Raw genomic sequence first — 25,678 nt, 5'->3', positions numbered from 1 at the left:
TCCTCTCTTTTCTCTTTTATTTTTCTGATGAACGCTCATCCATCATCTCTAATATCATCTGCGCTGTCTCTGTCAGGCTGTTCCCACTCTCCATACTGTATTTTTGTAAATATCGGTGTGCCTCTGCTTCTGATATTTCTTTCTTTTCCATCAGCTGCGCCTTTGCTCTGGAAATAATCTGATTCTGTCTCTCATTTCGTTCACTCTTTCTGCCGCGCCTTTTTCTTCTCTGCCACTCAAACATTTCTTCCATGGCCCGCACTTGCTCTAACAATTCCTGCACTTTCAGAGGCAAAGAAAGCGTCCTGATATGTGCCGTTTCCTCCACCGGATGCCTTCCTGTTGTAAGCACCAGCATCTCAAATGACTGCGGCAAATCCGCTCGTAATTCTCCATACACCATATCTTTGAGCTGGCAGGAACAAATGACGATCCCCTCCTCCAGAACATCCGCATAGTTTAATATCTGCACGCCGGAAGTGCAGACTCCGATGACATCAAATCCATTTCGGACAAGCAGATTCCGAATCTGTATTCCGGTCTCCCTTTTCGGAATTGCCACTACGATCCTGCTCACGCTCACCCCTCCCTGCATCTTTTCGTTTGACAGAATAGCTTCCTATATCCGATACAAATATTGTTCCAGCTCCCACGCAGTCACCTGTGCACAGTATTCCCGATATTCTCTCTTCTTCGTCTGAATATATTTTTGCGATAATTCTTTCCCGATCACATTTTGCATCAGTTCATCCTGCTCAAAGGCTTCCACTGCTTCCAAAAGGCTCTTCGGAAGCCTGCATGTTTCTTCCTGTTTCTGACTCTGTTCCCTGTATTCCTGTTCGTCAATGCAGGATGGCGGAAGGATTTTCCTCTCAATTCCATCCATTCCTGCCGCCAGACAGACTGCGAGTGCCAAATATGGATTCGCGGATGCATCCGGACTCCTTAACTCTATCCATTTTTTTTCTTCTTTCTCAAACGGAATGCGAATCAGAGCACTTTTCTTCTTGACTGACCAGTTCGCATAAATCGGCGCATCAAATCCCGGTATCAGCCTTTTATACGAATTGACGATCGGATTGGTAAACAGAGACACTGCGCCGATGTGTTTCATTAATCCTCCGATAAAATAATAGGCTTCTCTGCTTAATCTATAAGGATCCTTCTCATCGAAAAATAGATTCTTTCCCTCCTTCTGAAGTGTCAAATTCAAGTGCATCCCCGAGCCGGTGCTCTCACTTTTCGGCTTCGGCATAAATGTTGCATGCAGTCCATGCTTTTTCGCAATAGTCCGCACAACCATCTTAAATGTCAGAATATCATCTGCCGCAGACAGTGCCTCACTGTGCCGAAAAACGATCTCATGCTGTGCCGGAGCCACTTCATGGTGGGAAGACTCAATCACAAATCCCATCTCCTCCAATGTCAGTACGATATCTCTCCTTGTATTTTCTCCAAAATCCATCGGATCGATGTCAAAATATCCTGCACACTCATGTGTTACTGTCGTCGGATTTCCTTCTTCATCCATGTGGAAGAGGAAAAACTCACACTCACTTCCAACTTCCATCTTGTATCCCTTCTCTTGCGCCCGCTTGATCGTTCGCTTTAAAATCTGGCGGGAATCGCTCTCAAATGGTGTCCCATCACACTTATAGACATCACAGAGCAACCTGGCAACTTTCCCCTGCTGTGGCCGCCATGGAAATATTTCAAACGTAGATGGATCAGGATGTAAATACATATCCTCTTCCTCCAACCAGATAAATCCTTCCATACAGGATCCATCAAATGTACATGCGTGCTCCAAAGCTTTTGGAAGCTGACTTGCTGTGATTGCTATATTTTTCAATGTTCCTAACATATCTGTGAACTGAAGGCGGATAAACTCTACATCCTCCTCTTCCACAATTTGTATAATATCGTCCTTCGTATATGTTCTCATAACTTCCTCCCCGACAAAACCGAGTTTTCTGCTGCTACTTTTATGCGATCCAGAAAGAGGGCGTTCCTGCACGGAAAACGCCCTCGTCTGTTTTTTATCATAACAATCCCTATTTTATTTGTCAACGAAATCACCGCTATTTTGTGACTGCTTTTGACAATTCATCAATTCGTCTAAGCTCTTCTTCACTGAACTCTGTTTTTTCAACGATTTTTACATTCTCCCGAATCTGTTCCGGCTTGGATGCGCCGATCAGGACACTTGTCACATCTCCATCGCGAAGCACCCAGGACAGAGCCATCTGTGCCAGTGTCTGTCCACGCTCTTTTGCGACTTCATTCAACGCCTCCAGCTGCTCTAACCGTTCTTTTGTGACTGCACTCTCCTTTAAGAATCTTCCGCTTTTCCGAATGCGGCTGTCTTCCGGAATTCCATGCAAGTACCTGTCGGAGAGCAGTCCCTGTGCCAACGGACTGAATGCTATCAGCCCGCAGCCACTCTTGTTCGCAAATGTTTTCAAACCATCATTTTCAATCCACCGATCCAGGATCGAATAGCGAATCTGGTTGATCACGAAAGGACATTTTAATTCCTTTAAAATCTCCATCGCCTGCATCGTATGTTCCAGATCATAGTTCGAAATTCCCGCATACAATGCCTTTCCCTGCTTCACTGCCGCATCAAGCGCCATCATACTCTCCTCCACAGGCGTCTCTGGGTCTACACAGTGATGATAGAAAATATCTACATACTCCAGCCCCATGCGCTGCAGACTCTGATCTAGACTTGCCAGCAGATATTTTCTGCTTCCGCCACTGCCATAAGGGCCCTCCCACATATCATATCCCGCCTTCGTGCTGATGATCATTTCATCACGGTAACTTCCAAGATCTTCTTTTAGGATCTTTCCAAAATTCGTCTCTGCGCTTCCCGGAAGCGGACCATAATTATTTGCCAGATCAAAATGTGTGATTCCAAGATCAAAAGCAGTAAAACACATCTGACGCATCGTCTCAAAATCGTCCATTGTGCCAAAGTTGTGCCAAAGTCCAAGTGACACCGCCGGAAGCTTCAGCCCGCTCTTTCCACATCTGTGATACTTCATCCTATTATATCTCTCTTCATCTGCATGGTATTTCATCGCTGCGTAACCCCTTTCTTGCTGCACTTTTTTTCTATTTTACTTCTTTCCAAGCTCTTTTGCAACTTTTACGCACGCTTTCATCGCTTCTATGACGCTGCTTCTGAATCCTTTCTCCTCGAGTACGCGCACCGCCTCGATGGTTGTCCCTCCCGGAGAGCATACCATATCTTTTAATTCTCCTGGATGTTTTCCTGTCTCCAACACCATTTTCGCGCTCCCATAAACTGCCTGCGCTGCAAATTTATATGCCTGCGCTCTCGGCATTCCATCTGCGACAGCCGCATCTGCCATCGCCTCGATGAATAAAAAGACATATGCCGGAGAACTTCCGCTTACAGACACAACAACATCCATCAGTTTCTCACTTAATACTTCTGCTTTTCCAAATCCACTAAATATTCTGCAAATATAGGAAAGTTCTTCCTCTGTCACCAGTTCATTTTTGCAGACACCTGTAATGCCTTCTCCCACAAGCGCCGGTGTGTTTGGCATTGTGCGAACAATCTTCACCGGTTTTCCGAATAATTCCTGCAAATGTTCCAGCGTCTGTCCCGGCGCGATCGTGACGATAATCTGCCCCTCTGATACCACTTCCCGGATTTCTTCGATCACAGCTGCATAAAACTGTGGTTTCACAGACAGAACGACTACCTCTGCTTTCTTTACCACTTCTTGATTATCTGTTGTCACAGCAATTCCAAGTTCCTCTTTCATCCGCTCCAATCCCGGCTGATAAAGATCAGATGCGATCACATCCTCCGGTAACAGAATCTCGTTCTTCAAAATTCCACCCATCATCGCTTTTGCCATATTTCCGGCGCCGATAAACCCTAATTTCTTCTCCATGTTTTCTTTCTCCTTTCACAAAAGCTTTCAAAAGCATCTTTCCTAATTAAATGACTGTTCTGTACGTTCAATAATTTCATCCTGAAGTGCTTTGCTCAAATTGCGGAAGTGATCACTGTAACCTGCTACGCGCACGATCAGATCCTTATACTCTTCCGGATTGTTCTGAGCATCGATCAACGTCTGTCTATCGATGACATTGAACTGGATATGATGTCCATCCATATTAAAATAACTCCGCACAAGATTTGCCATCTGCGTCAATCCTTCTTCCCCTGCAACAACACTCGGTGTGAATTTTTGATTCAAAAGCGTTCCCCCTGTCCGCACATGATCCATTTTAGATGCAGATTTTACTACCGCTGTCGGACCACAGATATCGGCACCTTTCTCCGGCGAGATTCCCTCTGATACAGGCTTATGTGCAAGTCTTCCGTTCGGGCTTGCTAACATCACTTCACCAAAGTACACATGACAGGTAGTCGGAAGCATATTGATCCTATAAGTACCGCCTTTCATGTTCGGTCTGCCTGTCACTGTATGATAGTAGAAGTCAAAGACTGCCTGCATCACATCGTCTGCATAGTCATCGTCATTTCCATATTTCGGTGTCTTGTTGCGTACAAGATTTGCAATCTTCTCGTATCCTTCAAAGTTGTGTTCCATGGCTTCCATTAACTCTTCCATCGTAAATTTCTTCTCATCGAACACATTGTATTTGATCGCTGTCAGAGAGTCGGTAATCGTACCGATTCCTACCCCCTGCAAATAGTTGATATTATAACGAGCTCCTCCGGCATTATAATCTTTTCCGTTGGAAATGCAGTCGTTTGTGATGACAGATAAAAATGGCGCCGGCATATATTCTGCATAGATCTTCTCAATAATATTGCTTCCTTCCATTTTGATGTCTGCAAAATATTCTACCTGCTTCTTATAAGCCTCAAACAATTCTTCATAAGAATGGAAGTCTGTTGCCTCCCCAGTCTGAAGCCCGAGCTGCTTTTTGCTGACCGGATCAAAACCATTGTGCAGCGTGATCTCGAGAATCTTCGGAAGGTTGAAATATCCTGTCAGAATATATGCTTCATTTCCGAATGCACCAGTCTCCACACATCCACTCGTTCCGCCTCTTCTTGCATCCTCAATAGATTTTCCTGCATTTAGCAATTCCTGTATGATCGCTTCCGTATTATAAAATGCCGGCTGTCCCCATCCTTTTCTAGAAATTTCGCAGGCACGTTTTAGGAACTTCATCGGTGTCTTCTTGCTGATCTGTACATTCGAACTTGGCTGCAAAAGCTTCATTTCATCCATACAATCTAAGATTAGATAGCTGACCTCATTGACTCCATTCTGTCCATCCGGTGTAATCCCTCCGGTATTAATATTTGCAAAATCTGTGTAAGTACTGCTCTCCTTTAATGTGATTCCCACTTTTGGAGGAGCGGGCTGATTGTTAAATTTCACCCAGAGGCATTCTAAAAGTTCCAGCGCTTTCTCATCATCTAAAATACCTGCCTCTGTATCTTTTTCATAGAATGGATTCAAATGCTGATCCAGTCTTCCCGGACTATACGCATCCCATGGATTTAACTCCGTTGTCACACCAAGATGCACGAACCAGTACATCTGGATCGCCTGCCAGTATGTCTGTGGCGCATGTGCCGGAACCACATCACAATTTGCCGCGATTTGTAGCAGCTCCTGCTTTCTCACTTCATCTTCCTCTTTCTCTGCAAGTTCTCTTGCAAACGCTGCATAACGTTCTCCAAGGATAATAATTGCATCACAGGCGATCTCCATCGCATTTAACTGTGCACGCTTGTCAAGTGCTTCCTTGTCATTGAGGAAATCCAGACGGTTTCTGCTCTCGATAATATCCTGCTTGTAATCGAGAAATCCTTTTTTGTAGATTTTCTCAGAACCGACTGTATGTCCCGGTCCTCTCTGCTCCATAAACTCTGTAAAAATCCCTGCCTCATAGCACTCTTTCCACTGTATGCTCATATTGTGAAGGATCTTATGACGGATAGAACGATTCTCCCAGTATGGAATGATCTTTTCCTCCTGAAGTTTTAAGTCTTCCTCTGTTACCTTGAAACTGATCAGATCCCGGTCATTCATCACATGCATGTCCTCCAGTGTATGACAGCAAAGTTCTGGGAATGTCGGTGCCGACTGCGGGCTGTCCCCTTTCTCTCCAACAATCAGTTCTCCTTCATTAATACAAAGTGTCTTATTTTCCATAAAGTGCTTAAATGCCAGTGCCCTCATCTCCGGTACACTGACAGAGCCTTCGTACTTTATGTACGCATCTGTCTCCAGATCGGCACGCTCCATATAAATGTGTGGAACTGCATTGACACTCTGTTCTCTCAGTTTCTGAATTCTTTCGTTCATACCTCTTCTCATAATTAACCTCCGATTTTTGTATTTGCAAATCCATTTTGGATAAATTGTCTCTGGAATGCTTCCATCTGTTCTTTCGGCGGAATCGTAAATGCTTCCCCCTTATATCTGATATCCAGCTTATCATATTTTCCCCCGGCAATATTATGATACGGGAGCAGATTGATCTGGTTGACAGAAATAGATTGTTTCAGAAAAGTAATCATTGCTTCCATCTCTTCTTCCGTGTCATTGACTCCACCGATGACCGGAATACGAATATAAATCCTTGCCCCACGTTCACTGATGAAACGAAGATTTGACAAAATTAATTCATTGTCTTTCCCCATATATTTTTCATGCTTTTCCGGATCCATTGTCTTGATATCATATAGAAATGTATCCACATAAGGCAGCACGCGCTCATAATTCTCCTGCGGTGCATACCCACATGTGTCAATTGCCACATTGTATCCCTTTCTCTTAAGCTTCTTTAATAACTGCTCGATATAGTCCATATCCTGCGCCATGACCTCACCGCCAGATAACGTTACGCCTCCTCCTGACTCCTCATAGAACATACAGTCTTTCTCAATTTCTTTTATCAATTCCGAAATCGTGTATTCCTTCCCCACAATCTCTCGCGCATTATTCACACAATGATCCAGACATTCTCTGCAAAGTTCACATTTTGTCCGGTCCGTGCACGCAATTCCATCCCGAACCGTCACTGCATGGTGACTACAGATCTGTTCACATGCATGACACCCGCCGCACCGGTCCGCATGGAACATCAGCTGAGGCGTAAATTTCTGACTTTCTGGATTGTGACACCACCAACACTTTAAATGGCAGCCTTTAAAAAAGACCGTCGTTCGAATTCCATCTCCATCATGTATGGAATATTTCTGAATATTCATAATCTCAGGATATTTCATAATCCCCTCCACCTTTTCTTCCGTCAGGATTCTTCTTTTTATGGCTAAAATTCATCCTTATATTTTCATAAAAATGAAATTTTTATCATTTTTTCATATTATATCACAGTATTTTTATTTTGTCATAAAATTATTTTACATTTTTTAATTACTTCTTTCATAAAAAACTTTTTGACTTTTTATAAAATTCATATCTCGTGAATTGATTTTTTCCTGCAAATCCTTTATCATAGAAACAGAAATAAAAAGAAATGGAGCATCCAGTGTGAATAAAAGTGCTGTCATCGGATTTCGCATCAAAGAACTGCGAACAGAAAAAAAATATACATTAAAATATCTCAGTGAACAGACCGGTCTTTCCATCGGCTTTTTGTCACAGTTTGAGCGTGGACTGACCAGTATTGCGATTGATTCTTTGGAAAAGATTGCCCAGGTATTGGAAGTTGAACTCTCGTCCTTTTTTGATCTCTCCTCACCACAGGAGACAAAATATGTAGTACGAAGCTATGAAAAGGAGACTACCCTCGTCAACTCGGAAATCATTGAATATGCATTGACTGACCATCTGACCAGTTTCGATCTGCTTCCGCGCCTTGTAGAGATCATGCCTCCTCTTCCTGAAGAAAAAGAGACTCTGGAACTCTACAATCACACCGGCGAAGAATTCATTTATATTTTAGAAGGAATCCTCACGATGAATATTGATGGTATCACTTATCAGCTTTATCCCGGTGATTCCGTCCACATCCCATCATGCATTCCTCATAACTGGTCCAACAAGACAAATCATATTACAAAAATCCTGACTGTCCACAGTCCAAATCCTCTCAAAAAAGAAGGCTGATCACCTGTCATCTGGGATCTGCCTTCCTTTCACATCTAAATGATATGCTTCCTCATACAGCAGCTGTGAAAGCGGCACCAGCCGGAACCCTTCTCTCTCCAGACTTTCAATGAGCTTTGGCAATGCCTCTTTCGTATATTTTGCCTCACTGTTTAGCCGGATGATTGAGCCCCCTTGCAGCTCTTTATCTTCCATCACTGTCCGTAAGATTGTCTTCGCTCCATAATCTTTCCAGTCCATGGAGTCTATATTTCCCATCACAGTAAGATAGCCTCCTTCTTTTGCTGTCAAAATCACCGTATCATTAAATGCACCATAAGGTGGTCGGAAGAACTTCATCTCTTTCCCTGTCAATTCTTTTACTGCCTGATGTGTCTCTTTTAATTCTTTCTCTATCTCCTCTTTTTCAAGCTGTACCATGTTCCGATGTGTCGCCGAATGGTTCCCGATATCATGCCCTCCTTGAACGATCCCCCGAACATCTTCCGGATACTGTTTCACCCAATCCCCAGTGACAAAAAAAGCAGCACGAACATTATGATCCTCAAGAATCTCCAGTATGTCCTTTAGACTACTGTGATCCCATGCACACTCAAATGTCAGCACTGCCTTCTTCTCTTCTGTTTCCACCGACTGAATCGGTAATTCTTTTCCGTAAACATTGTTGCTTACAGTAACTATCTCTGGGAGATGCCACACAGCACCTACGGCCAGAAGAAACACAGACACAACAAACAAACAGCATTTCCAGATTTTTTTCATACCGTTCTCCAGCTTTCTTTTACTTTACTATATGCCTGCTTCTTACTGCTTATATCCTAATTGACAAGATCGTAAACTATTCCCAGGTAATATTTCCTATTTCATAGATTGATACAACTTCATTCTGATAGCTTACTGCAAGTTTTAAATGATAAGTACGAGAAAAATTATTTCCGTCTTTGACTCCTTTTAATACAACATCACAAGTAACATTTCCAATCTGTTTCCCCTGATATTCTGTCGCATATGCACTTTCTATCTTCGCTTCTGCGCTCTGTACCTGCACTTCACTGTCTTTATAAAATGTTTTCCTGTCCTTTTTTACTTTTTCTCTCTGTTTGTCGTCTACGATACTCTGATAAAAGCTATTATCGATTGTTTTCCGATTCTGCTTACTCACAGAACTGTCTACCAACACGACAGATTTTGCCCAGTTTTCCACTCCTCTTTTGATTTTTTCGTTTTCCTCGTCTGACACTTTTTGATCTGATTTTGGAAGTTTGTCATAAAAGAATTCATAAGTCTTTCCTTTTTCTTTTTTCACTTCTTCCTTTTCTTCTTTTTTACATCCTGCTGCCATCATTGCAATCAGGCAAAAGAAAATAGTCATCATACCTATTTTTCTCATTGTTTTTCGCATGATTTTCTTCTCCAAATTTCCTTTCATTTCAAAAAAGATTGCCAAAAACACAGATCTATTCTCTGCATTTTTGGCAATACTAATTAATTTTTACTTACGATACAGAATCTAACTACTATTTTCTCTTCTTAAGTAATGCTGCAATTGCTGCAAGCGCCCCTGCTCCTAAGATTGAAAATGTACCTGCCGCTTGAAGATCATCACCTGTTTTTGGTGTTTTAGCTTTATTCTCTGTCTTTTTATCCTTCTCCTGTGTTTTCCCGTCATCTTTGTTTGCATTATCTTGATTTGGTTTTTCTGGGTTCTCCGGATTTGGCTTTTCCGGATTCTCTGGATCTGGTTTATCTGGAGTTTCTGTGTTTTTTTCAACAATCATGGTGTGTCCTGCTGTCGCTCCAAATGGTACCTGAATATTCGTAACTTGCTCCACTCCTTCTGCAAGTTTATATCCTTCTGGTAAGTTGAAGTCTGTTCCAAGCATGAATGTCCATGCCTCTCCATCTGCTCCTGTTGCTGTTGTTTTCGCTTCTGCTTCTCCTACTTTTTCTCCATCAACAGTTTCAAATGTTACATTTAATTTTGTTTCTACCACTTCTCCTGCAACCGGTTCTACTACTACTGTATGTCCCGCTGTTGCTCCAAATGGTACCTGAATATTTGTTACCTGCTCTACTCCTGTTGCAAGCTGCCATCCTTCTGGTAAGTTGAAGTCTGTTCCAAGCATGAATGTCCATGCCTCTCCATCTGCTCCTGTTGCTGTTGTTTTCGCTTCTGCTTCTCCTACTTTTTCTCCATCAACAGTTTCAAATGTTACATTTAATTTTGTTTCTACCACTTCTCCTGCAACCGGTTCTACTACTACTGTATGTCCCGCTGTTGCTCCAAATGGTACCTGAATATTTGTTACCTGCTCTACTCCTGTTGCAAGCTGCCATCCTTCTGGTAAGTTGAAGTCTGTTCCAAGCATGAATGTCCATGCTTCTCCATCTGCTCCTGTTGCTGTTGTTTTTGCTTCTGCTTCTCCTACTTTTTCTCCGTAAACAGTTTCAAATGTAATATTTAATTTTGTTTCTACTACTTCTCCCGGCACTGGTTCCACAACTACTGTGTGTCCTGCTGTTGCTCCAAATGGTACTGCCACGTTTGTTGTCTGCTCTACTCCTGTTGCAAGCTGATATCCTTCTGGTAACTGATAGTCTGTTCCGAGCATGAATGTCCAGTCACCTGTTCCTGTTGCCGTTGTACTTGCTACAGTTTCTCCTACTTTTTCTCCGTAAACAGTTTCAAATGTCACTGTCAGTACAGTAGGCCTTACTACTTCCTGAACTGGTTCTACTACTACTGTATGTCCTGCTGTCGCTCCAAATGGTACTACTACATTTGTTACCTGCTCTACTCCTGTTGCAAGCTGGTATCCTTCTGGTAACTGATAGTCTGTTCCAAGCATGAATGTCCAGTCGCCTGTTCCTGTTGCTGTTGTACTTGCTACAGTTTCTCCTACTTTTTCACCATGTACAGTTTCAAATGTAATATTTAATTTTGTTTCTGTCACTGCACCTGCAACTGGTTCTACTACTACTGTATGTCCTGCTGTTGCTCCAAATGGTACTGCTACATTTGTTACCTGCTCTACCCCTGTTGCAAGCTGGTATCCTGCTGGTAACTGATAGTCTGTTCCAAGCATGAATGTCCAGTCGCCTGTTCCTGCTGCCGTTGTACTTGCTACAGTTTCTCCTACTTTTTCTCCGTAAACAGTTTCAAATGTCACTGTCAGCACAGTCGGTCTTACTGCTTCCTGAACTGGTTCTACTACTACTGTATGTCCTGCTGTCGCTCCAAATGGTACTGCTACATTTGTTACCTGCTCTACTCCTGTTGCAAGCTGGTATCCTTCTGGTAACTGATAGTCTGTTCCAAGCATGAATGTCCAGTCGTCTGTTCCTGTCGCTGTTGTTTTTGCTACAGTTTCTCCTACTTTTTCACCATGTACAGTTTCAAATGTAATATTTAATTTTGTTTCTGTCACTGCACCTGCAACTGGCTCTACTACTACTGTATGTCCTGCTGTTGCTCCAAATGGTACTGCTACATTTGTTACCTGCTCTACTCCTGTTGCAAGCTGATATCCTTCTGGTAACTGATAGTCTGTTCCAAGCATGAATGTCCAGTCGCCTGTTCCTGTCGCTGTTGTTTTTGCTACAGTTTCTCCTACTTTTTCACCATGTACAGTTTCAAATATAATATTTAATTTTGTCTCTGTCACTGCACCTGCAACTGGCTCTACTACTACTGTATGTCCTGCTGTCGCTCCAAATGGTACTGCTACATTTGTTACCTGCTCTACTCCTGTTGCAAGCTGGTATCCTTCTGGTAACTGATAGTCTGTTCCAAGCATGAATGTCCAGTCGCCTGTTCCTGCTGCCGTTGTACTTGCTACAGTTTCTCCTACTTTTTCACCATGTACAGTTTCAAATGTTACATTTAATTTTGTTTCTGTCACTGCACCTGCAACTGGCTCTACTACTACTGTATGTCCTGCTGTTGCTCCAAATGGTACTGCTACATTTGTTACCTGCTCTACTCCTGTTGCAAGCTGGTATCCTGCTGGTAACTGATAATCTGTTCCAAGCATGAATGTCCAGTCACCTGTTCCTGTCGCTGTTGTTTTTGCTACAGTTTCTCCTACTTTTTCGCCATGAACAGTTTCAAATGTAATATTTAATTTTGTTTCCGTTGCTACTGCTTGTTCCAGCATCTCTTTCTGTAAGCTTTCTACTTTCTGTGCATACACATCTTCTGCAAGTACATTTACAGCTGGCATTCCAGCGAGAACTGCTGTCAATGAAAGTACCCCTACTTGCTTTGCTACAAATCTTTTCTTCATAACACTACCTCACTTTTCTTTTTTGCTCACACTTTCAAAAGCTGCGTCCCCACTTTTCCGTTCACGTACCTGCATTCATGTCTCAAGCTCACACGCATGCTTTTCTATTCTCCACTATTATAAGTCTTAGTTTTTAAGACGTCAACTACCAAATGCCATTTTTATCGGACTTTCATGAATTTTCATAGAGCCCTGGTTTATATTAATCAAAAAAGGAGAATTTCATGAAAAATATTGGACTTACCCTTAAAAATGCGCGGGAAAATAAAGACTATACACAAAAACGTGTCATGGAATTAACTGGAATTAATCGGAAATCTTTGTCGGGATATGAGAACAATGTTGCAGAACCAGATTTGAATACCTTTGCAACCTTGGCAAGATTATACGATCTTTCTGCCGATGATGTATTAGAAATCAAGACCGGACATGCTTCATTATCCCTTTCCCGTCTGGAAACCCGGATGCTATTAGTATTTCATTCGTTGCCAGAAGAAAGGCAGCGAGAATTCCTTGTCCAAATAGAAGCCTTATCCAAATATCTCGGCACTCAATAAGCTTTATACATTTTTCACCGTTTTTTTATTGTATTTTTCCTGATTTTCTGCTAGAATAACTTGCAGAAATATGATCATAATATATTCAGGATTTTCTGATATGTGTTTTATATTTTTATAACCATTCAGTTAGGAGGTGACTTTATGAAAAAATATATTTGCGAACCATGCGGATATGAATATGATCCAGAAATCGGTGATCCAGATAACGGAATCGCACCTGGAACAGCATTCGAAGATCTTCCGGAAGATTGGGTATGCCCACTCTGCGGTCTTGGAAAAGATGTTTTTGTAGAAGCGTAAAAAAATAAGGATGGTGAGTTTGACTACTCTCCATCCTATTTTTATACTCTTTATCAAGACTTAGGGGAAACTATTTTATTCCAAATGAGAAATCTCTGTAGAATCCTCTTCTTAGTCTATTCTAGTGCATCCAAATCTTTCTGCCAAAGTGTCACACATGCATCACTCGGCATCCGCCAGTCGCCTCTTGGCGAAAGCGACACTGTTCCTGTCTTCGGTCCATCCGGAAGACAAGATCGTTTAAACTGCTGAGAGAAAAATCTCCAATAAAATTTTTTCAGCCACTTCAAAATTATCTCATCTTCATAAATCCCACCAAACGCATATTTTGCCAAACGATAGATCTTCGACGGTTCATAACCGAATCTCAAAACATAATAGAGATAGAAATCGTGTAGTTCATACGGTCCTACAGTTTCTTCTGTCTTCTGCACGATTTCCCCATCCTTAGGCGGCAAAAGCTCTGGGCTTACCGGCGTATCCAAAATATCAAAGAGTAGTCCCTTTAATTCTGGATCTTCACATTCTTCAGCATAATATCTTACAAGATGATATACCAATGTCTTCGGCACAGAGGCATTGACTCCATACATAGACATGTGATCTCCACTGTAAGTTGCCCATCCAAGTGCAAGTTCTGACATATCCCCGGTTCCAATGACCATCCCATTTGTCTTGTTCGCCAGATCCATGAGAATCTGTGTCCGCTCTCTCGCCTGCGCATTCTCATAGGTGACATCATGCTCTTCCTCGGACTGCCCGATGTCTTCAAAATGTACCCTAACTGCATTCTGAATCGGAATTTCTCTCAACGTAGCTCCAAGCTTTTCCGTCAATCTGCATGCATTTTGATAAGTCCTGTCTGTTGTCCCAAAACAAGGCATCGTCACTGACAGAATCTGACTTCTGTCAATTCCGAGAAGATCAAACGATTTTGCAGTAACAAGCAATGCCAGAGTAGAATCGAGCCCCCCTGAAATTCCAACTACTGCACGCTGACAGTTCGTGTGCAGCATCCGCTTTTTCAGACCGACGGCCTGGATCATCAAAATTTCCTCACACTGTCTGCTGCGCGTAACCTTATTCTCCGGAACAAACGGAGACATCGGAATCTTCCTTGTCAACATGGTCTCTTCTTTCTCAATCTCAAACGGAATGTAAGGAATCGAATACTCTCCCTTTCTCTGGAAAGTAGTATTCTTTCTACGCTCTCCAAGAAGCATCTCCACATCGATCTCCGAATAAATTGCGCCACTCGTAAAACGCTTGGATTCTTTTAAAATCTCTCCATTTTCTGCAATAATATTATGTCCTCCAAACACAAGATCTGTCGTAGACTCCCCTTCTCCCGCATTTGCATATACATATCCGGCAAGAAGACGTGCAGACTGCCCCGCGATCAGACTCCTTCTATACTCTTCTTTTCCCGCAATCTCATTGCTCGCTGAACAATTGACGATCAATGTCGCACCCTCAACCGCTGCCTCGATACTTGGCGGTACGGCAGACCACACATCCTCGCAAATTTCCGCAGATACAACGAGATGCTTCATCGTCTCCGCCTGAAAGAGCAGCCTCGGACCAAACGGAATCCTGTGTCCTTCCGTCTCGATCATCTGTACGGACTGTGGTCCTGCCTGAAACTGGCGCATTTCATAAAATTCTCCATAATTAGGAAGAAATGTCTTCGTCACCAATCCTAAAACCTTCCCATGATTTAGTGCCGCTGCTGTATTATAAAGCTTTCCCGCGACTTCATAAGGGACTCCCACAAAAATAAGTGCATCTTTCTCCTTTGTATACTCTGCAATCCGATATAATCCTTGTTTTGCCTCACGCAAAAGAATTTCCTGTGAGAACAGGTCTCCACACGTATATCCGGTAATACATAACTCTGGAAACGCAATGACCTTTGCTCCCTGCTCTGTCGTCTCATCAATCATTCTGCAGATTTCATTTACATTATATTCAACATCTGCCACACGCATATTCGGTGTGACAGCTGCCACTTTTACAAATCCCTGCTTCATACTCTCTGCTCCTTCTGATTATCTAGTTGCTTTTTTGATCAATGTCTTTAATTCTTCCACAGAAAATTCATAACTCTTCCCACAGAAATGGCAGTTGACCTCAATCGGCTTTCCATCTTCGATCATCTCCTGAATATCTTTCTTCCCAATGCTGATGATTGCTTTCTCTACACGTTCTTTTGTGCAGTTACAGTAAAACTGTGCCGGCATTGTATCTTTTACTTCTACTTCAAATCCATCCAGTACTTCTTCTAAAATCTCCTCCGGTGTCATTCCTTTGTCCAACATAGAAGTCACAGAAGAAATTTTCTTAATATTTGCTTCCAGTCTGTCTACAACATCGTCATCTACAAATGGCATCAGCTGTACAATAAATCCTCCCGCCTGCTTCACGGTATTGTCGTGTTCCATCAGTACACCAAGTCCTACCGAAGATGGCACCTGCTCAGAAGTTGCAAAATAATAAGTCAGATCTTCCGCGATCTCACTCGTCTGAAGAATTGTCTGCCCTACATATGGCTCTTTCAATCCCATATCTTTGATTACGGAAATCAAACCAATCCCAAGCGCTCCTGCCACATCGAGTTTCCCCTGTGCATTCGGTGGGAGCATGACCTCCGGGTGTTCCACATAGCCCTTTACATTTCCCTTACTGTCTGCAGTGACTGTAAGCCCTCCGATCGGACCATCTCCTTTGATTTGGATCGTTAACATATCACTGTCATTTTTCATCATGCTTCCCATCATCGCGCCGCCCGTCAAAAGTCTTCCAAGCGCAGCCGTTGCGACCGGGCTTGTATTATGTGCCTGTCTCGCTGCCTCCACGGTCTCTTTTGTTGTTGCAGCAAATGCACGAATCTGATTATTTGCTGCTGTTGCTCTTACAATATAATCTGTCATAAATTTCTTCCTCTTTCATTGTTTTCTGTTTCTGATCTGTCTCTGATCTATTCCCTGCACTTTCCAGATTCCCTTGCGATCACATAGACTCGCTCGCTTTCTTTTGTCGGTGGATTCCTTGTAAATGCATCGTATGCAGTGACAAACTTCATGCCGGATTTCTCCAGCAGCCTTTTGACTGTCTCCAGCTCATACCCTTTCTGGTAATGTGTCTCGACATATTTTCGATATAAATTTCCCTCTTCCTGAAGAAACAGACTCAACTCATATTCATTGATCTGCTCCTCTTCATAATAATAATTGTCCCAGATAAAGCTACAGTCTTCCCGGCTCTCCGCGATTGTCTGATCTCCCAGGATCTCCCGGTATTTATATACCGTATTAAAATCAAATATAAATACACCTTCCGGATCTAGATAATTATTGACAAGCCTGAAAACTTCTTCCAACTCCGCTTCCTCTGTAATATAGTTAAGAGAGTCACAGATACTGATCACTGCACGGACAGTCCCATACAATTCAAACTCCCTCATATCCTGAAGCAGATACAAAATATCCCTTCCAGATTCTGCCCGCTTCTCCATCGCGATTTCCAGCATCTCCTCCGAATAATCCACACCGATCATGTCAAATCCACGCGCAGCCATCAGTTCTGTCAGAGTTCCGGTTCCACATCCAAGATCTAATACAATTCCATCTGTCACTTCATACTCGGCCAACAACCTTGACAGATATTCTGCCCACTCTTCATATGGAATATTATCCATAAAGATATCATAGACTGACGCAAAACTTGTATACGCTTCCAATTACTTTTCTTCCTTTCCAGCGCCTTCGCCACAAGCAGCCTCATTTTTTTCGACAGACTGCTCTTCTGAAGGGACCTCTGTATTTCCCGCAGGCACATCCGCATTTGCCTGCGCCTCTTTCTGCACAGCATCCTTTACAACTGTCTGTGCGCGTTCCTGCCTGTCCGTTCTCTGCTGCCCCATTCCATAACACGGTGTTTTTCTTATATAAAACAGGTAGATTCCTCTGTAAAGCGGCACAAAAATACCTAAAACCGCATGGATTACTGCAAGATGCAGTGGCATATACCGGCTGTAAATCTGATAATCCACCAGTACATTCAACACACTCATCACCGCTTGATAAACAATCGAAATGACCAGAACCGGTATAGCGAAGGCAAATAACAGCACCGAAACGACTGCCTCAACACCTCCGTTTATCATCACACTCGCACCAAATATCGCGAACATAAAACACACCAGAAGCAGGCAGCTGACAATGACGCTGTAAGCAATCGGCATAAGCACAAGCAAGAGTCCCGGATTTTTCACAGAGTGTTTCTTCAGATAAATATCTCCTGACAACTCACCTCTTAAATAAGTTCTTGCAAATGGAACAAATGCCATCCACGGAGAAGGATGGTTTCTATTTGCCGCCATACGATACAAGCCCATTCCAAGAAAAATGTATTCTACTGCCGCCACAAAAAGGGCACCTGCGAATATAAGCAAATAAACAGTTGGCAAAACCATCCCTTCCGGACTTCCATAATGATACATATAGTGATACATAACATGCTCCTTTCTAAAATTCATTACTACAAATATCATATCATATCTCGGTTTTAAATACACGAAAAAAAGCAGCTCCATTTCAAAAATTTCTAGAAAGATTTTCTCAATATTTTTTTCTTGACATTATAATCATAATCAACTACAATGAAACCGAACAAAAAATATGAGAAATTCGGTAGGTGAGGCTACCATAGGGATTTGGATTTTCCTAAGATTGCTGCCGCAAAATTGTGGAGACACAATTAGTTGGTTAGCAGGCTATGTCGTAATAAGGCATAACCTAATGCAATTTTTACGCCCTATGATGCTAAAGCTTGAACGATTGTCCTTTCAGACAGAAATATAGGGTATATTTGTATTTCCATCTTCGACATCTTTCAGGCATGTCGGAGATTTTTTTATTTCATATACTTTCTTGTTTTTACTGAATTTCTATCAACTTCCAGAAAGGGGTGTATATTTATGAATGCTAAAATTTTTACAGAACTTCTAATCAAAGGTGATTTCAAAGCCGTCCATAGTATTTTAGATGTAATGAATGTGGTCGATATCGCTCTTTTATTAGAAGAGCTCAACGAAAAAGAACTTGCGATTGCCTTTCGTCTGATCCCAAAAGACAAGGCTGCTGATGTGTTTTCCAATATGTCTAATACAATGCAGACAAACCTTGTAGAAATGTTTACCGAAAAAGAATTGAAAGAAATCCTCGACGATCTATATATGGATGATACTGTGGATCTTCTCGAAGAGCTTCCGGCCAATCTTGTCACCCGCATTCTCAATGCAGTGGACAGCAGCAAGAGAAACAGCATTAATCTTCTGTTGAATTATCCTGAGGACAGCGCCGGCAGCATTATGACAACCGAATATGTCTCCCTCCACCAGTCCATGACTGTCAAAGAGGCTATGACACACATCAAACAGGTCGGCATCCACAAAGAAACCATCTATACCTGCTATGTTCTGGAGCGCAGAAAGTTGATTGGAATCGTCTCTGCCAAAGACTTGATGACGATGAATGACGATACTGTCATCTCCGAAATCATGGAGACCGAGATTATTTCCGCTACCACTCACACAGACCAGGAGGAAGTTGCCCAACTGTTTTCCAAATATGGACTGCTTGCAATTCCGATCCTTGACACCGGCGGTCTGATGGTCGGGATTGTCACAGTCGATGATGCGATGGATGTCATGGTGGAAGAGGCTACCGAAGATATCACGATCATGGCGGCAATGAACCCAAGTGAAAAATCTTACTTTGAAACTTCCGTATTTTCTCACGCCAAAAACCGTATCGTGTGGCTCCTTGTCCTGATGCTCTCCGCCTCCATTACAGGCGCCATCATCACAAGATACGAGGATGCCTTCTCCGCAATCCCGCTCCTTGTCTCCTTCATTCCAATGCTGATGGATACCGGCGGAAACTGTGGTTCCCAGAGTTCTACACTGATCATCCGCGGTCTGGCGCTGAATGAAATACGTTTCCGGGACATTTTCAAAGTCATCTTCAAAGAATTCCGGATTGCACTGATCGTCAGTGTCGTCCTCGCCTTTGCAAATGGACTTCGGATTTTCCTTGTCTACCACGACATGAAACTTGCTGTTGTCATCGGCCTTTCCCTGATTGCAACCGTGATTTTATCCAAATTGATCGGCTGTGTGCTTCCGCTTGCCGCTAAGAAAGTTCACTTAGATCCAGCAATCATGGCTGCACCTCTGATCACAACACTTGTAGATACCTGCTCGATCATTATCTATTTTTCGATTGCCACACAGGTATTCCATCTGAATTAATGTTTCTTATTTGCCATCATGATCTGCCGCTGCATTTCATGATGGCATTTTACACCTCTTTACTATTGACTTCCCAATAACGTTTTTCGTGGTTTCAATCTCTTCATATAAATAAGGAACCCTACCAACAGACAAATTCCTTTTAAAATGCTTGAGATTGTAATGCTCCACCAGATTCCATTTAATCCAAGTGCAGTTGCAGTCAAGAGCATCGCCATCGGAATTCTTGCAGTAGTCAGGATTACACTGACAATAGATGGCGGCAATGTCTTCCCAATCCCCGCAAAAGCGCCCCCAGTCGTAATTTCCGCACACATAAACAACTGTGAATACCCTAAAATTCTTAGATAATCAACTCCCATCGGCAAAATCTTGTCATCTGGGATAAAAATTCGGAAGATCACCTCTGGACATCCGATCAGAAGAATCGTACAGAAAATCCCCCAAACAGTGACAACTCCCATTGCAATCCGGTATCCCTTCTTTACACGTTTGATATTGTCTGCTCCATAGTTCTGCGCTACAAACGAATTGACTGCGGCTGCAAATCCTTCTGCGGTCATCCAGGAGATGGACTCAATCTGCGATCCGACTTTCTGCACTGCCACAGCGGAATCCCCAAATCCCGCAATCAAACGTGCAATGATCATCGAGATCCCTGTAAATATCATACTCTGTACTGCACTTGGCAGACCAATTTTGATCAGAAGCAGCATATGTTCTCTATGGATCCCGGATAAAATCCTCACTTTCTGAAAGACTGTCTCCTCATGAAATGCTGCCCACAGAAACATTGCTGTCACAACTGTCTGGGCAAGAACCGTAGCCACAGCCGCTCCGAGCACCCCCATTTTAGGAATCGGTCCGGCTCCAAAAATCAACAGTGGATCTAAAACAATGTTGATCAAAAGTCCTACTGCAGTTGCCATAAAAGAAATCCTGCTATTTCCCATAGCAGTCATGATCCCGGTAAATATCTGATTTAAAAAGGAAAAGATCACTCCCCCGCAAGTCACTTGGAGATAAATCCTCGCATCCGCAACGACCTGCGGACTATTCAAATGGAAAAAACTGATCAGAGGTCCTGCAAAAAGTACCGCTGCCAACCCATAAATGATTCCAAATAAAATTCCAAGCTGTAGTGCGCTCTTTGTAAATACCGTCGCTTCCTCATAATCTTTCGCTCCGATTGCGTGTGCAACCTTTACCTGCCCGCCCATTTTCGCAAGTGTTGCAAGCCCATTGGCGAGCCACATATACATTCCCGCTGCGCCGACCGCTGCCACCGCATCACTGCTGATTCTTCCAATCCAGATCATATCCGTCATATTATACGCCATCTGTACAAGAGATGTCGCCATGATTGGAAGAGCAAGCTTGGTCAGTGATGGGAAAATCGATCCCTCCAGTAGATTTACACTTTTTTTCATCTTCGTTATTCCTTCCTATTCTCTTTTCTGTGTTATAGCAATACTGTCACAATTTTACCATACTCACACAAGAAAGCAACTGTTTTTATGCTTATAACTTTTTCCTTTTTGAATCATTCTTCCATTTTTATACATCCCCATTTTTACTGAAATTTTTCATAATCCTGTTTAGAAAATATTCCAGCTGCTCTAGAGGCATTTACATAAGTATAAAGTCTTTCTCCCTCATCTGATGCTTCATGTTCCCCGCCTCCTGCTGAATCAATCTTCATGTCATATCCTTCTGCTTTGGCATAAAGTGTCAAAGTTGTCACCGCGCGCGATAAATGTAAAATCGTCCCAACCGCCATGACTTTATGTACTTTTATTTCTTTGCAAATAGAGAGGATTCCGATTGCATTCCCATAGGTATCTCTTGCCCTCTCATCCAACAATATTCTGTCTTCTGCTACCCCCTGTTCTAGAAGCCATTCTTTCATCACCGATGCCTCTGTAAATTTTGTCTTGACATCGCCTCCGCTCAAAATGATTTTTGCGTCCGGAAACCGCTCCGCCAACTCTAATGCACACTCCAATCTGCTCAAAAGTCCCGCGGACGGCTTTCCATTTTCCTTTGGTGTCTGTCCAAATACTGCAATAGCTTGCGGAATCATATCCGTTTGCGGTTCACTTCCATATGACTGCTTTAAAAGTTCATCTGTTTCTTCTAGAACATTTCTTACAGCATCCGCCGCCTGCCCGGATACCTTCTCCAAAGCTAACAGTCGCTCTTTCTCTCCTTCTTCATTCTCTAAAATATGCATCAATACTGTAGTAACTCCCAGTGCATGCACATCTGTTCTGTCTCTTTCCAATATTCTATCCAGTTGTGACAGCGCTGCCTCATAATTTTTATTGATCATATAAGCTTCCGCCTGAAGTCGGTATGCATCCAGATAGTCTGGATCTTCTGTGACAATTTCATCCAACTCTCTGTAAAGCTGAGTCCATTCCCATCTCCGAAAATACGTTACCGCCTGTTTTAATACCGGATCATCCACATATTCTTCAGCATACATCGGAACAAGATCTTCCATCGCTTTCCCTCTTCCCGGCTTCCCAGGAATCGGCATATCCACTTCCTCTGTCAGTGTTACCTTCGGCATCTTTTTTATATAGAAATAACTCCCTGTGCCGATCAATATCATCACAATACCTAGCAGGATGATCAAATATTTTCTTGTCTTTCTCTCTTTCATCTTACATCACCTCTATATTTCTTCTGCAAAACGTACTCCTTCCAGCTTTGTCACTGTCCGAAGTAATACTTCCCTTGATAGGGCCTTTTTCCCCGCAAGCGTTACCGTAAAGCAAATCACATCATTCCCCATATAACTGTCACGCTCTATCTGTAGGTTACTTAATTCCATATCTCTGTCACGCAAATTTCTGATAAATTCTCCAATCGGAATCTTCTTGTCAAGTTCTACATAAACGTCCAAAATATGAAGTCGGTTTCTCATTAAAAAATCCCAGTGCTGAAGCAATGTAAGAACAATAAAAATAGTTACACCACCAATCATTGCAATTTCATAAGCGCCAATTCCAAGCGCCAGTCCAACACACGCCGATGCCCATAATCCCGCTGCTGTTGTCAGCCCCTTGATCTGATTGTGGGGTGTAACCATAATTGTCCCCGCTCCCAAAAAACCAATCCCGCTTATCACCTGAGCTCCCATCCTTACCGGGTCGCCCGTCCCGGCATTTTGATAAATATACTGATTGGTCAGCATCACAATTGTTGCTCCAACACATACAAGGACATAGGTTCTCAACCCTGCCGGCCGATTCTTTAAGCCACGCTCAAACCCTAAAATTCCTCCGATCAGAACCGAAAGTACAAGCCTGAAAACTACCGCCTGTAATGTGACTTCCCGAAAACCTGCCAACATCTTCTCTTTCCTTTCTCCTGCAACATTTCTTAGTTAGAGAAAGCTGCTGCTTTTGCAGCAAGATGCATTTCTATAGGATTTTTTGTCCCTTTGCATATCACCACATTTGCAACAGCTCTTTTTATAATTTTCTCATCATTTCAGATCAAATATACTTCTCAATGAAATCACTCATAATCCCAGGCCAATCTGTCTGCATCACATTGATTCCCTTATCAATCAGCTTTCCCCATGCCTTTTTAGGGGACTCTTTAATTGCCATATCATCGTCAAGACCTCCAAAAAGGTCATATTTCTGAGATCCTCCAAGTGTAATTGCATTCGCCCAGCAAAATAGTCCCTGTTCCTTGACCCATTGAATATTACAATCTTGAAAAAGTTCTTCTTCGGAATTTTTTGCAATCATTTCAACTCCTACGATATTAATATTCTCATAAGCCAACACCGTCTTGATTTCCTCCAAATTATATGCAATTGGCATATACATCACTTTCATCTTGCATTCTTCCAGATAGTCTAAATATTTCTTTTTTACGGGAGTTTTGATAATTGCTTGGTGAATTGCCTGTGGATATTTTTCTAACAGACTTATCACTTCCGGAAGAATATCCCATGCCCTGTCAATATTAAACAATTCTCCTGACTGAAAAGACTGCAAAATATCTTCAAACTTTTCAACACCATATTCAGCTGGCTCTTCAATAATATTTTTGTATTTAAATGCGTCAATCTCTTTAGAAGTATAAGTTTTAATATTTCGTCTCTTCCGCAGAAGACGCATCTCATATCCGTCATGAAATGCATAGACAACTCCGTCCGTAGATGAAATCAAATCACATTCAAACATATCCGCATGCATTTGCAATGCTGCCCGGTACGCCGGAATCGTATTTTCTATAATATTGCCGCAGCCACACCCTCTATGAACAGCAATTAACACCTTTTTTTCTTCTAGTTTCTGATTTAAAAGCCTATTTATTTCTTTAAACTTTTCCTTACCTACCATATTTTCCCTCATTACTACTATTTTTTTACTTTTGTTTTATCTCCTCTTCCATAGACAAAATAAACAACTGTCCCGGAGATTATCATCATAAGCACCGCATAGACAAATGACAATGCCGAATTATCCGCATTTGTTTGTGCATCTGTCAATGATTTGATATAAACTCCAAGCGGTTGATTCAAAGGATGATACATAAATACAGACATATCATAATCTCCAAGCAGACCATTAAAATTCAGTGCAAAAATTGCAAGAACTGTCGGCAGAACGATTGGCAGGATCACTCTTCTGAAAGTATAAAACCCTTTGGCCCCAAGACTTCTTGCTGCATCCTCCAGCGAATCATCCAATGAGAAAAATGCCGCCTTTGTCATACGAAGTGTAAATGGGATTTTAATGATCACATATCCGATGAACATAATAACAGATGTCCCTGTCAATATTTTGTTAAACATCCAGAATCTTGGAGTGTTATATGTAGTGATCAATCCGATCGCAATCAATGTTGTCGGAAGTAGCCACGGGATTAAAAGCCCATATTCCAATGCTGCTGATGCCTTATTCTTATTCTTTTGAATAATGCGGCATGCCATTAATACAAGGATTGCAACTGCCACTGCAGATAGCAATGAATAAATAACACTGACAATAAACGGTCTGTACGCTGAGGCCTCTGTTAAAATCGTCTTATAATTATCCAAAGTAAATGCTGACAAACTTAACTTTCTTGTCGCAATTGTTTTTGCATCTGTAAATGAGAACAGCACGATTAAAACAACCGGCAGTACATAGATCAAAAACAGGATATACGCATAAATATGTACAAGCACATTGATAATTGGATTTCTGATCTTCTGCTTTCTAATAGTCGTCTTTACTTTTGAAATCGACATATAATGCCCGCGCTTTTCAATCTTCATCATCACTGTAAGCAGTAAAATTGTCGCAATTCCTAAAAACAATGCGAGCAAAGCTGCCAATGGTCTTGAATTTACTGTTTTAGAAAAAGTCAAAATCATCGGTGTAATTGTCTGAAAATCATTTCCACCAATCAAAAGCGGAGCAGAAGTCGCTGACAAGCCAGTAATAAATGTTAAAATGGTAACCGCCAGAAGTGATGGTGTCAAAACCGGCAGAACTACTCGCAGCAAAATCCGAATCTGGGATGCCCCCATATTTTGCGCCGCTTCCACTGTCTGAAAATCAACTGCACGCATTGCATTCCTCAAAAAAATCATATGATTTGATGTGCATGCAAACGTCATGACAAACAAAACTGCCCAAAACCCCTGAAACCAGTCTGTTGGGAAATTTGGAATTACCTTTGCAAAAATATTTGTAAGAAATCCATTGTTTCCGTAAATAAATTTGTATCCTGACACAAGAATGATTCCACCATAAATCAGTGTTGTCATATAACCAATGCGTAACATTCTCGCTCCCCGAATATCAAAATATTCCGTGATAAGTACAAGGCTGATTCCAACAAATCCTACCGTCACCGAAAGTGCCGGTGCAAGAATGCAACTATTTCTAAGACTTTTCATTGCTTTTTCCGAACTCAAAAGTTTCTGAAGCGGTTCCAGTGTAAACTCTCCATTTTCAAAAAACACAGTAAAAATCGTATTGATATTCGGTATTACAAGACAGGATAAAATAAACCACACAAAAAATGCATAGATCAAATATTTAGGCAATTGACCGGAATCAAATTTCATCTTTTTCTTTTTCATCATCCTTCTCC

Annotated in this window: 22 protein-coding genes and 1 riboswitch; of the genes, 4 read left to right on the top strand and 18 right to left on the bottom strand. The window is 42.1% G+C overall.

The genetic code is table 11. The features are described from left to right. Positions 1-16: 16 nt before the first annotated feature. From ACGG81_RS04130 to ACGG81_RS04105, 6 genes are all read right to left on the bottom strand, one after another. Complete coding sequence (locus ACGG81_RS04130; protein WP_390109746.1) at positions 17-577, bottom strand: ANTAR domain-containing response regulator; 561 nt, start codon at positions 575-577, stop codon at positions 17-19. Positions 578-619: 42 nt separating this feature from the next. Then, entirely contained in the window at positions 620-1,945 is a 1,326-nt protein-coding gene (locus tag ACGG81_RS04125; protein ID WP_009262888.1) for a glutamine synthetase family protein, read from the bottom strand. Positions 1,946-2,081: 136 nt separating this feature from the next. Further along, a complete protein-coding gene (gene mgrA, locus ACGG81_RS04120; protein ID WP_008976400.1) occupies positions 2,082-3,086 on the bottom strand; it encodes an L-glyceraldehyde 3-phosphate reductase in 1,005 nt (334 codons plus the stop codon). Between the two features lie 39 nt (positions 3,087-3,125). Continuing rightward, positions 3,126-3,935 (bottom strand): pyrroline-5-carboxylate reductase, encoded by an 810-nt coding sequence (gene proC / locus ACGG81_RS04115; RefSeq protein ID WP_117576400.1) that lies wholly within the window; start codon positions 3,933-3,935, stop codon positions 3,126-3,128. Between the two features lie 42 nt (positions 3,936-3,977). Beyond that, the gene (gene hypD / locus ACGG81_RS04110; RefSeq protein ID WP_390109743.1) at positions 3,978-6,350 is read right to left on the bottom strand and encodes a trans-4-hydroxy-L-proline dehydratase; all 2,373 of its coding nucleotides are present in this window, start codon (positions 6,348-6,350) and stop codon (positions 3,978-3,980) included. A 2-nt stretch (positions 6,351-6,352) separates the two neighbouring features. Next, positions 6,353-7,264 (bottom strand): trans-4-hydroxy-L-proline dehydratase activase, encoded by a 912-nt coding sequence (locus ACGG81_RS04105; protein ID WP_390109741.1) that lies wholly within the window; start codon positions 7,262-7,264, stop codon positions 6,353-6,355. Between the two features lie 265 nt (positions 7,265-7,529). Between ACGG81_RS04105 and ACGG81_RS04100 the strand changes: the two genes are divergently transcribed. Further along, positions 7,530-8,108: a helix-turn-helix domain-containing protein gene (locus ACGG81_RS04100; protein ID WP_008976404.1), complete on the top strand. Its 579-nt coding sequence runs from the start codon at positions 7,530-7,532 to the stop codon at positions 8,106-8,108. On the opposite strand, the gene ACGG81_RS04095 is transcribed toward ACGG81_RS04100, so the two are convergent. The 3 genes from ACGG81_RS04095 to ACGG81_RS04085 form a co-directional block, all read right to left on the bottom strand. Beyond that, positions 8,109-8,870, bottom strand: coding sequence for a polysaccharide deacetylase family protein (locus ACGG81_RS04095; protein ID WP_390109738.1), 762 nt, complete (start codon positions 8,868-8,870; stop codon positions 8,109-8,111). It lies immediately after the preceding gene. A gap of 76 nt (positions 8,871-8,946) precedes the next feature. After that, a complete protein-coding gene (locus ACGG81_RS04090; protein ID WP_390109735.1) occupies positions 8,947-9,510 on the bottom strand; it encodes a hypothetical protein in 564 nt (187 codons plus the stop codon). A gap of 115 nt (positions 9,511-9,625) precedes the next feature. Continuing rightward, complete coding sequence (locus ACGG81_RS04085; RefSeq protein WP_390109732.1) at positions 9,626-12,394, bottom strand: hypothetical protein; 2,769 nt, start codon at positions 12,392-12,394, stop codon at positions 9,626-9,628. Between the two features lie 224 nt (positions 12,395-12,618). Between ACGG81_RS04085 and ACGG81_RS04080 the strand changes: the two genes are divergently transcribed. Both ACGG81_RS04080 and rd read left to right on the top strand, forming a co-directional pair. After that, positions 12,619-12,951: a helix-turn-helix domain-containing protein gene (locus ACGG81_RS04080; RefSeq protein ID WP_390109730.1), complete on the top strand. Its 333-nt coding sequence runs from the start codon at positions 12,619-12,621 to the stop codon at positions 12,949-12,951. Positions 12,952-13,095: 144 nt separating this feature from the next. Next, positions 13,096-13,254: a rubredoxin gene (gene rd, locus ACGG81_RS04075; protein ID WP_008976410.1), complete on the top strand. Its 159-nt coding sequence runs from the start codon at positions 13,096-13,098 to the stop codon at positions 13,252-13,254. A gap of 116 nt (positions 13,255-13,370) precedes the next feature. Here rd and ACGG81_RS04070 read toward each other — a convergent pair whose 3' ends face one another. Genes ACGG81_RS04070 through ACGG81_RS04055 form a run of 4 tightly spaced genes read right to left on the bottom strand, consistent with a single transcriptional unit; the run spans position 13,371 to position 17,806 of the window. Further along, positions 13,371-15,284, bottom strand: a complete 1,914-nt coding sequence (locus ACGG81_RS04070) for an NAD(+) synthase (RefSeq protein WP_120093031.1) — start codon at positions 15,282-15,284, stop codon at positions 13,371-13,373. Positions 15,285-15,302: 18 nt separating this feature from the next. Then, the gene (gene hslO / locus ACGG81_RS04065; protein ID WP_009262897.1) at positions 15,303-16,184 is read right to left on the bottom strand and encodes an Hsp33 family molecular chaperone HslO; all 882 of its coding nucleotides are present in this window, start codon (positions 16,182-16,184) and stop codon (positions 15,303-15,305) included. A gap of 47 nt (positions 16,185-16,231) precedes the next feature. Beyond that, the gene (locus tag ACGG81_RS04060; protein WP_009262898.1) at positions 16,232-16,993 is read right to left on the bottom strand and encodes a class I SAM-dependent DNA methyltransferase; all 762 of its coding nucleotides are present in this window, start codon (positions 16,991-16,993) and stop codon (positions 16,232-16,234) included. Next, the gene (locus ACGG81_RS04055) at positions 16,994-17,806 is read right to left on the bottom strand and encodes a hypothetical protein (protein WP_390109726.1); all 813 of its coding nucleotides are present in this window, start codon (positions 17,804-17,806) and stop codon (positions 16,994-16,996) included. 128 nt (positions 17,807-17,934) lie between these two features. Next, positions 17,935-18,104: riboswitch (M-box (ykoK) riboswitch) on the top strand. A 128-nt stretch (positions 18,105-18,232) separates the two neighbouring features. Here ACGG81_RS04055 and mgtE point away from each other — a divergent pair. Then, positions 18,233-19,567, top strand: coding sequence for a magnesium transporter (gene mgtE / locus ACGG81_RS04050; RefSeq protein ID WP_390109723.1), 1,335 nt, complete (start codon positions 18,233-18,235; stop codon positions 19,565-19,567). A 62-nt stretch (positions 19,568-19,629) separates the two neighbouring features. On the opposite strand, the gene ACGG81_RS04045 is transcribed toward mgtE, so the two are convergent. The 5 genes from ACGG81_RS04045 to ACGG81_RS04025 all read right to left on the bottom strand — a co-directional run bounded on the left by ACGG81_RS04045 (position 19,630) and on the right by ACGG81_RS04025 (position 25,667). Beyond that, positions 19,630-20,997 carry an MATE family efflux transporter gene (locus tag ACGG81_RS04045; protein WP_016439337.1) on the bottom strand — a complete coding sequence of 456 codons (1,368 nt, stop codon included), beginning with the start codon at positions 20,995-20,997 and terminating at the stop codon, positions 19,630-19,632. Between the two features lie 143 nt (positions 20,998-21,140). After that, positions 21,141-22,235: an ElyC/SanA/YdcF family protein gene (locus ACGG81_RS04040; protein ID WP_390109720.1), complete on the bottom strand. Its 1,095-nt coding sequence runs from the start codon at positions 22,233-22,235 to the stop codon at positions 21,141-21,143. A gap of 12 nt (positions 22,236-22,247) precedes the next feature. Continuing rightward, positions 22,248-22,928 carry an MgtC/SapB family protein gene (locus ACGG81_RS04035; RefSeq protein WP_116441756.1) on the bottom strand — a complete coding sequence of 227 codons (681 nt, stop codon included), beginning with the start codon at positions 22,926-22,928 and terminating at the stop codon, positions 22,248-22,250. A gap of 145 nt (positions 22,929-23,073) precedes the next feature. Further along, the gene (locus tag ACGG81_RS04030) at positions 23,074-23,934 is read right to left on the bottom strand and encodes a glycerophosphodiester phosphodiesterase family protein (protein WP_165851590.1); all 861 of its coding nucleotides are present in this window, start codon (positions 23,932-23,934) and stop codon (positions 23,074-23,076) included. Positions 23,935-23,951: 17 nt separating this feature from the next. After that, positions 23,952-25,667 (bottom strand): ABC transporter permease, encoded by a 1,716-nt coding sequence (locus ACGG81_RS04025; RefSeq protein ID WP_242990133.1) that lies wholly within the window; start codon positions 25,665-25,667, stop codon positions 23,952-23,954. Between the last annotated feature and the right edge of the window lie 11 nt (positions 25,668-25,678).

This window comes from Faecalimonas umbilicata (assembly GCF_042846195.1).
In the GTDB taxonomy this organism is placed as follows: domain Bacteria; phylum Bacillota; class Clostridia; order Lachnospirales; family Lachnospiraceae; genus Faecalimonas; species Faecalimonas umbilicata.
This window is presented reverse-complemented; position numbering and strand designations above follow the sequence as displayed.